This is a genomic window from Halalkalirubrum salinum (assembly GCF_005543295.1).
In the GTDB taxonomy this organism is placed as follows: domain Archaea; phylum Halobacteriota; class Halobacteria; order Halobacteriales; family Haloferacaceae; genus Halalkalirubrum; species Halalkalirubrum salinum.
Map to the genome: position 1 here is coordinate 292,627 of NZ_SRSG01000059.1, position 9,087 is coordinate 301,713.

The 9,087-nt window shown below is 59.1% G+C and carries 3 protein-coding genes and 1 tRNA gene; all 4 read right to left on the bottom strand.

What is annotated here, in order from left to right:
* Positions 1–25: 25 nt before the first annotated feature.
* Positions 26–4,858: an LAGLIDADG family homing endonuclease gene (locus E5K03_RS16855; protein WP_138007968.1), complete on the bottom strand. Its 4,833-nt coding sequence runs from the start codon at positions 4,856–4,858 to the stop codon at positions 26–28.
* A gap of 436 nt (positions 4,859–5,294) precedes the next feature.
* Positions 5,295–5,367: transfer RNA gene (locus E5K03_RS16860), tRNA-Pro, on the bottom strand.
* Positions 5,368–5,455: 88 nt separating this feature from the next.
* The gene (locus E5K03_RS16865) at positions 5,456–7,699 is read right to left on the bottom strand and encodes an outer membrane protein assembly factor BamB family protein (RefSeq protein ID WP_171006725.1); all 2,244 of its coding nucleotides are present in this window, start codon (positions 7,697–7,699) and stop codon (positions 5,456–5,458) included.
* A gap of 156 nt (positions 7,700–7,855) precedes the next feature.
* A complete protein-coding gene (locus tag E5K03_RS16870) occupies positions 7,856–8,920 on the bottom strand; it encodes a beta-alanine-activating enzyme beta-propeller domain-containing protein (protein WP_138007971.1) in 1,065 nt (354 codons plus the stop codon).
* Positions 8,921–9,087 lie beyond the last annotated feature (167 nt).

The following is a 9,087-nucleotide window of genomic DNA, read 5'->3' on the forward strand; positions in this document are numbered from 1 at the left end:
GCGATCACCGACCGAGAATAGGCGGTTACGTCGTCCGGAGGTAGTCTTGGGTGGGCTCGTACACCTCGCCCTTCCGGCGAAGCTTTTCAATTTCTTTTTCGGCTTTGGTCTGATCCATTCCGATCTCGCCGGCGCGTTCGAGAATTTCGTCGATCGGCGCGCCCTCCTCGTATTCCGCTTCGATGTCCGCGATGAGGCTTTTGATGTTCTTGATCCGATCGCGCTGGCTTTTCGAGGTGCCCGTCTCGACGACGTCGGCATCGAACTCCCCAGTTTCGGGATCGACACCGATGTCTTGCAGACACGAGCGGACGATATCGATCACGCGCGTTGCGTCTTCGGGCTCGACGGTGTCCGACAGGCGGATGCGTGCGCTCGCCTCCGACAGCCTGACCAGCCCTTCAAGCTTCCGGGCGGTAACGGGAACTGGCGCATCCTCGTCGGCACCCTTCGATCGGAGGTCGACGTAGAAGTCCCGAATCGCCTCTTTTGCCTCGTCTGTCATCGTCGGGAAGCAGCTCCGCTTGGCGTGGGCGATGTACTTTCTGAGGAGCTCGGCGTCGATCTCTGGTGCGACTTCCTCTGTCACTTCGTCGACCTGCGCTTGGGTGAACTCGGAGGTCGTGAGCCGCTCGCGTTGGGTGTTCAGCTCCCCGGCGTAGTTCGTTTTGAGGATGTGCTCGGCGAGGTTAGCGTCGTGATCGGGATCGGGCTGGTCTGTGACGGTGAAAATCAGATCGAATCGCGAGATCAACGCCGGCTCGAGGTCGATCTGCTCGCCGATCGGCTCGTAGCGATCGAACCGGCCGTACTTGGGGTTCGCCGCGCCGAGCAGCGAGCACCGCGATTTGAGTGTCGCGTTGATTCCGGCCTTCGAAACGCTGATCTGCTGTTGTTCGAGCGCCTCGTGCATCGCAGAGCGGTCCTCGGAGTTGTGGACGACCATGCCGTTGGCGACGAAGTTGTGCGTCTCCTCGACGGTGAGATCGTAGACTTTCGGGTCAGGTCGATCTCCTACAGTCGACGTATCGATCTGGGTGACCGAAGCGACGCGACGACAGGTCACGTCACCGTGAGGGTCTTCGGGCTGGTCGGTCTCTGACCGATCGACCGGGGCTCCCGACGACTCGGGGATGACAACGGAGCCACCGTCCGTCGCCGCGGCTGGTGACTGCGTCGGACGGTCCTCGGGGACGTACACTCGATCGCCCGCCTCAAGCGCTGCGGCTGAGCGTTCGATCCGCTCGCCGTCTTCGAAGACGAAGAACGGATGGTCGGGCGTCGACGTGAGTGATTCGCCGGATTCGAGCGTCACCGCCGTGAGTTCCTCGGGCGCGTTGTACTCGTGGACCGCAGTCACCGATCGGCGGACGAGCCGACCCGCCTCGGTCATGGTCCACACGTCGAAATCGACATCGCGGATTGTACGACCGTTCGGGAGTTCTTCGATCGCACCCGCGGTGGCTGCCTCCTCCGCAATAGCCTCGATTCGTTTGGATTGGCCATCTCCACGTTGGACGAGGGTATCACCAGTCACACAGCGCATCTTGTCTAACTCGTCGACAGCGGCGATCCCCTTGTCCGCGAGCACGAGCGCACCGGCTTCGAGCGTCCACTGCTGGCCGTCGCCGAAGTCATCGCGTACCGCCGCAGCGGTGTTGTGCGTAATCACGCCGTTGGCGACGAAGTTATGCGTCTCTGGGACGGTCAGATCGTAGACCTCCTTCCGCCCGGTGTCTTCGATCGAAACGACCTCGTCCCACCGGAGTTGTGCGTCGATGGCCTCCTCAACGATCGTGTGCGCCTCGCCCAGATCGAGATCTGCACACATCGCTGTCGCGCGCGATCGAGAGGGATTGTCTCCACGGGTCAGATTCGTATGATACGACCCTGCTGGTATGTCCACGGCTTCAAGCGCAGAGCCAATCGGGAGTTTCTCACCCCGTCGATCGGCATCGTCGACAACCTCCTCAAGCGCCTTCGATTTGACCGACGCGCCGAACCCAATCCGATCCGCGAAGCCATCGAGATTTCGGCCGTAGATCGCAAGATGGGTCTGTACTGCTTTGGTCTCGATCGTCTGCCCAGAGTCGAGTTCGTACGTGCCGCGGCGATCGCGGTCGCGGGTTCGTGAACGAATACCGTACGTTTCGAGCATGAGCTGTACCTGTCTGGCAAGCGCAGGACTGATCGTCGAGAACTGCACGCTCGATCCACCGTCGGTTCGTCCACACACCGACCCGTCGGCGTCGAACAACCCACGGAGGAACGCGTCGGCGTGTTCGGCCGTCGTCAGCCGCGGGTCGAGTGCTAACTCGTCTTTCGGTGTCCGCATACCAAGATTTGCAAACCACCGCGCGATCGTGACGCTCTGGATCCGAATGCACGGGACTCGCCCGTCTTGATGTTCGATTTCGACGGATTTGTCGAACTGCGATTCGATGATCGACGCAGCCCGATTCAAAATCTCCTCGTCGCTGTTCGAGATGCGAACCATGCCACGGTTGCCGTCCCGGCGATCGATCGCAATGTCGCCGTCACCGAAGACCAGACCGACGAGATACAGTAACTCCTCGTCGAACTCGGTTGGGATTCGGATGCTGTCGCCGTGGTTGACCATTGCTCGTTCGATGTCGATATCGTCGAAATCTGCGTCGATCGCCGCAAGAATCCGACCAAGTCGATCCCGCGGGAGGTGTCTGTTCGACAGCGAATCGTAAATGAAGTCCTCCGACAGCCCGATCGCAGCCGCTGCATCCCGAAGCGTGCCGAACGTCGCGGTGAGCTCACGGCGAAGGAACTCGATAGATTCTGCGGTCGGCTTGAGTTTCTCGGTGGTCAACCCGAGGAAGTCTGATACCGGCGGCGTCGATCGATCGATCACGTCGTATTTCGGCACCGCGACGTGATCGCCGGATTCAACATCCGACATCGATCGCCACTCAAGACCCTCGTCACTACAGACGAGCACTGGCGTGTTAACCGACGTTTCGAGCCGCTTGCCGTGGGCAGTTTCGAGGCGACGGCATGGCTTTTTCGGCATCCGCCACACGTGAGAACTCGATCGGCGGTCGATCGAGCCAGCGTCGCGGTTGTACGTGTAGAGGCCGTATTCAGCTTCAGCCGGTACGTTCTCATCAACCGGCTTGGGATGATGTTCGTGGGCGAGTTCACGGATCGGACGCAGTCCGTCGTCGGTGTGAATCAGCGTATCGCCGGTGACACAAAGCCCCGCCGACGAGGACCCTTTCCCAGAGGTGTACACCGATCGCGGGGCGATATTCTGGATGTACGAGAGCATCTGGGAGTTGTGCGAGACGATCTCGTTCGTGAGATAGGTGTGTGTGCCATCGATTTCGAGATCGTACACCCACGCCTCGTTGGGGTCGTAGCGGTCGATCGAGTCGATTCGATCCCAGCGGATCTGTCGAGACGCCGGCGCTGCGGGAGATTGAGACGCGACACCCCCGTCCGCGATCGAGACGGACGCGGTCCCCCCATCTGCGATCGCTACCGGGGCAGTGGCGATCGCGTCGCCAACGCTGAGCCGATCGGCCCGGCAAGCAACGTGACCGCCAGCGGTGGGGACAAAAAGCGGGTGCGACGGCGTGACGTCGAGTTCGCGGCCAGCTTCGGTTCGGATCCGGTACATCGTATCGGGAGCCTCGCGTTTCCACACTTTGGTTGCCGTCGCCGGCGCGATCGTCCCGTCAGTGTGGAGCGAGGGTACCTCGATGGCAACGTCGTCCCACATACCGTCGTCAATCGGTTTTGGATCAGTCAGATTTGATTCGACGAGTTCGCCGATTGGAGCCGATCGTCCGTCCGCAAGGGTGACCGCAGTGTCTCCTGAGACGCACTTGCCGGTCCCCGGGTCGCCGATGAGAAGCATGTGCAGGTCGCCGCGGATCCGCGAGCCGTCAGGGAGGTGTTTGGTGACGCCCGAAAACAGCTGTAAGATCATCGCGAGCTTCTCCTCGTCGTAGCCGTAGATCGACGGCGCGACCGAGGCGACCATCTTTTCGTAAATGTCGGGGTCCGAAGAGAGTTCAACGATCTCGGTCACGTCCTCTTCAGAGATGTCCATGTCTTCGAACTCCTCGTCCTCGACAGTAATCGAGACGCCGTCCATGTAGAGATCGAACAGCGCAGACTTCTCTTGGCCGTCAGACATCTGCTCGATGTGTAACACCCCGACGACAGTGACATGATCGCCTGGAGTCACCTTCCCGGTGATGTCGTCTTCGATATTGATGTCGATGCTCTGAGGCGTTTCGCCGCCGCGAAGCCCCTCGGGGCTCTCTTGGACCCGAATTTTCTGGGCGTCGATGAACTCGGATTGATCGAAGTTGATGCGGAACGGCCCCTGTCGCTCACAGCCTTGACACTCGTGAGGTTCTTGAAAGCCACCGTCGGCCTGCGGAATGTACGTCATCGTGCCACAGCGTTGGCACTCGAAGGCCGCCTCGGTAATCTTCGGCCGAACGTCGGTCGCCTTGCGGACGATTCCCTGCACCGCGATCAGCGTACCGATGTGATCGTCGTGGACCCGAATGTTTCGGATGTCGATCGTCCCCGGGAGATTTCGCATCCGGACGTGAGCGTTGCCGAGTTTGACATCCGCAGGGAGGTCGAACAGCCGTAGTCCCTCTTCAGCGTACTCGGTGAGCTGGTCGGGTTTCGCCCGAAAGTCCTCCGCGAGGTCCCGATCGAACCGATACAGATCGTCGTAGTCGATGTATAGCGATCGCTGCTCGTTCGGGTACCGCTGGGCGAGTTTCCCGATCTCGTCCCGGTAGTATCCCCGATAGAACTGAATGAACCGCTCTGTGAGGTCCTGGTTTCCCGCCTGAGCCATTGAAAATAGGGTATGTCGTCATCACGTATGAACCTCAGCATCTCTCAATATACCCGAACGTTTGTGGTGTGGGCGATCGAGGCGATCTGTGAGCCTGTACGAAAGAGAAATCAGCCGCTCGGGTGGTAGTGTGTAGTGATTCGAACAGATTACCGCTAAAATGCTCACTCGTCGTCTTCGTCTGCGAGAGCCTGATACAAGTCTGCGTTCTCCTCAACATCACGAGCCATGTCTCGTTCGGCGTCCCAGTTCATCGGCATACTAGTATTAACGGGGTTTCCGGTGAAATGTGTTTCCCTCAGGAGCGCTATTTCTCGCTCATAACGGTCCCCCAGAACCCGCAGATTACGCGGCTTTCGTCAGTGGTACTGATGATGACTCACCTCCGACACTAGAAACGTCTCTCGCCGTCGTGCGATTTCTGGTTATAAATGAGTGGGTTCGCCCAGATTTGAACTGGGGTTACAACGTCCCAAACGTCGAAGGATACCAAGCTACCCCACGAACCCGTGATCAATCGTTGCGCCGTTTTGATCTAAAGGGTTTCGTTCTCGGGACGGCCACGCGATCAGCTGACACGGGATGTGGGTGGTACACTCATTCATCCGGAGCAAGCGTCGACAGCGCAAACCCCCACGGTACGTCGACAGCTTCGTCACCGAATCCCTGTTCGAACGCGTAGCCGTCGCCATCCTGCGGATCAGCTGTCTCGGGGTGTGTCGTAACAATGAATCGCATGGTGCTGCGCTCACCGGGATCGTACGCCGTTGTACTCCGGCCCCGGACGATCGACTCATGAGGAAGAAATGCCGGTTCCCACCAGCCTGAGTCGGTGCGATCGACGAACCCTGGCGCGTACCCGGTCGCAGGAAGGAGAACCAGTCGTCGTGCCGCCGGTCCAAGCCCGACAGACGAAGCGAATGGCCAGCGCCGCATCGATGTGATCAGTGATCGCTCGTCGGTGACATTCTCAAGTGTCACCTCGATCAGGCCCGGATGAGTGTCGGTGACCGGTGCAAGCACGTCGACGGTGAACCGACCCATGAACTCCTCGGGAAGTTCCACCTCGTCGGCGACCACAAGCTCATGCACGATCGCTCCGTCGTCGGTCCCCCGATCGACAAGTTCGACCGTACCCGTTACCGAAAGCTGCCAGCCGTCGTGATCATTTTCCCGATCGGCGGGAAACAGCGTCTGTTCGATGGAAAATTCGTACGTGCCTGGCTGAATGCCGTGGGTCTCATCCGAAATCGAGTAGGTTTCGCGCACCGTGTCGCCAGGCTGGATCGCTGTCGAGAGGCCGATACTGTTCACGCCTGTAATCCCGAGATGGGGGCTGGTATGCACGTGAGTGGTCTCTTCGTAGGCCGGCGTCCAGGCAACGAGGTTCTGCGCATCATCGTGTAGCGAGAAGATACCGAACGGCTCTGGGGCACCGGTGTTGAAACTGAGTACTTCATCGCTCTGGTTCTCAATAGCAAGCGAGATCGACACCGTGTCGTCCTCGTCGACACCATCTCCGTCGATCGCAAACGAAACGGCTACTGGGGCATCCTCGTCGACAGTGACGTCCGATTCCGAACGCACGTCGAAGCCACCCATGCCGAAAGAAAAGTCAGTCTCGGCGTAGGTCGGCTCCGCTGGGGCCGCTCCGCGATCAGGAATCGGCTCTGCATCCGACGGCCACACGCCGGCATGGCCGTCTCCTGACTCGATCGCCATCACTCGACCGCCAACACTCACGTACAGCGTTTCGTCAGCGATCGCAGGGGGGCTCACCGGCCACTGGAACCGAAGCCACCACTCAAGGTCGCCTGTTTTGCGATCGAATGCGTATATCCGGGTTCGCGTGGTGACGTAAACCGTCTTCTCGGTACCGACAGCGCTCCCGGCCCCGAGATGGTCATCCCCGTAGGTCCACTCGACCTCGCCGGTCGCAGTATCCACAGCGAACGCCCGACCAATCCACTCGTCGTCTTCTCGTTGCCGACCTGGGAAATAGAGTGTGTCATCAATCGCGGCGATGTCCGTGTTGCGAAAGCTTCCGGGAAGCGTCCAGTCACGGTCGCCGGTCGCAGCATCGTGAGCGATCAGATCGCCGCGTGTGCCAACAAAGACGGTCCCGTTCGCGACAGTCGGTGGTCCGCCAGCTCGATCGATTTCCTTTTTCCACTCGGTCTCACCTGTTTCGGCGTCGAGCGCGAGCAGATCGGCGTTCCCAACGGCGAAGACACGTCCGTCCGCGACTGTCGGGGTCGTGATCGTGTGGATCTCGCGATGCCAGCGTCTGTCTCCGGTCGCGACATCCAGTGCAACAAGTGGACCACCCCCGCCCGCAGCAGTGAAAACGGTGTCATCGGCGAATGCGAGCCCCCACGAGGTATCGAGGTGGTCCATCCACTTCTGTTCGCCCGTCTCAGCGTTGAGCGCGTACACCCCACTCGCTGCCGCGTAGACGGTTCCATCGTTGACCGCGAGTGCGCGTGCAATATCGTCGCCGATCGGCGCCTCCCATTGTGTGTCACCGGTGGTCTCATCGAGCGCAACAACCAACTGGTTTTGGAGGCCAGTTCCGGCGTATACCGTCCCGTCCTCGATGACCGGAGCGGTCGAGAGCCCCCACGTATTGCTCCACCAACGGATCCGCCCACCACCATCCGGGCCGGCCATGGCTGTGGCTCCAGTGTGCGCGCCATCGGCCTGGAATTGACGCCATTCATTATTTACGGTGTCGGAGGTGGAGTTGGGATCAGTGTGTGGATTTTCTGTCTCATCGAGACACCCGGTGAAGAGGGCGACACCTCCAGTCGTCGCCCCAGACAGCAGCGTTCTGCGGTACATACGTGAATGTGTGGTCTCGATCAAAAAGTAGTTCTGTAGACACAAACACCGATCGTACATACCGGTGAACCACTACGGCGATTTGAGTTCTAGCTCCTGCGAGCAACCGATCTGAGAGTGAAGACTCGTTTGGACGAATCGCGAGCGTACCCGTACTCAGATCGATACTGCGTACAGACTATTGTCATTGCTGCCAAAGTAGAGTGTCTCGTCTACGAGCGTCAGTGACTCGTGTACTGTCCTGTCAGTTTCAAACATCCATTGTCGTTCACCAGACGTGCGATCGAGTGCATAGATTCCTGCTGCAGTGCGCCCGCCAGCACCAATGTAGAGGGTCTCGTCTGCGATCACCGGGGAGGAGTTGTAAATGGTGCCGCCGGTTTCGAACGTCCACACTTCGTCTCCCGTTTTGGCCTCAAGCGCATACACCGTCCCGTCAGCACTGCCGACATAGACCGTCTGATCGAGGACTGTTGGCGAGGACTGGACGCGATCGGCTGTCTCGAACGACCACTGTTCTGTTCCATCCTGCCGGTCGAGCGCATACAGCTGCGAATCGTAACTCCCGACATAGAGCGTCTCATTCCACCGTGCGACCGCACTATTGACGTAATCACCGGTCCCATAGCGCCATTCTTCCTGTCCGTTTTCAGCCCGAACGGCATACACATACCCGTCGTTGGAGCCAACATACAGCAGTTCCGCATCAAGAACGGCACGCGAAAGAATGTCGTCACCTGGCGAGTCAAACTGCCAGTTTGGCTCACCAGTCTCTCGAGAGAGCGCAAAGAGCGTATTGCTCGCACCGCTTCCGATGAAGACCGTCTCCTCAGTAACTGTTGGTGTTGCACCGACATATCCCTCGGTATCGAATTCCCACGTTTGTTCTCCGTCTTCTTTGGTTATCGCGTAGATGTACCCGTCCCAACTGCCACTATACACGTGCTGCTGTCTGACGATCGGCGAGCCAGCAACGCGAGCACCGGTCTGAAACTGCCACACTTCGTCGCCGGAGTCAGCGTCCACTGCGTAGACACTCCGGTCTCGACTTCCAGTATACACGAGTCCGTCGTCAACGGCAGGTACTGATGTCACACTATCGCCCGTCTCAAACGCCCATTGCAGACGGGACTCGGAGTCGCTGGCATCGATCGCGTGACAGCCACTGACGAGAGTGGCTCCGCCAGCACCGACCCTAGCGAGAAATCCACGGCGGTTCATAGCGACACATTTGAAACAAATCAAGTTATAGCCCCCGAACTGTCAAACAGCTATTTAATTTATCGTACTACGACGTACTTCCAAGCGAAGTGTGAATCTGGAGACCCTATTTGTGAAATTTTACTGAGGGGTACTGGCTGTAGAAGAACTTGACCGAACTATAGCGA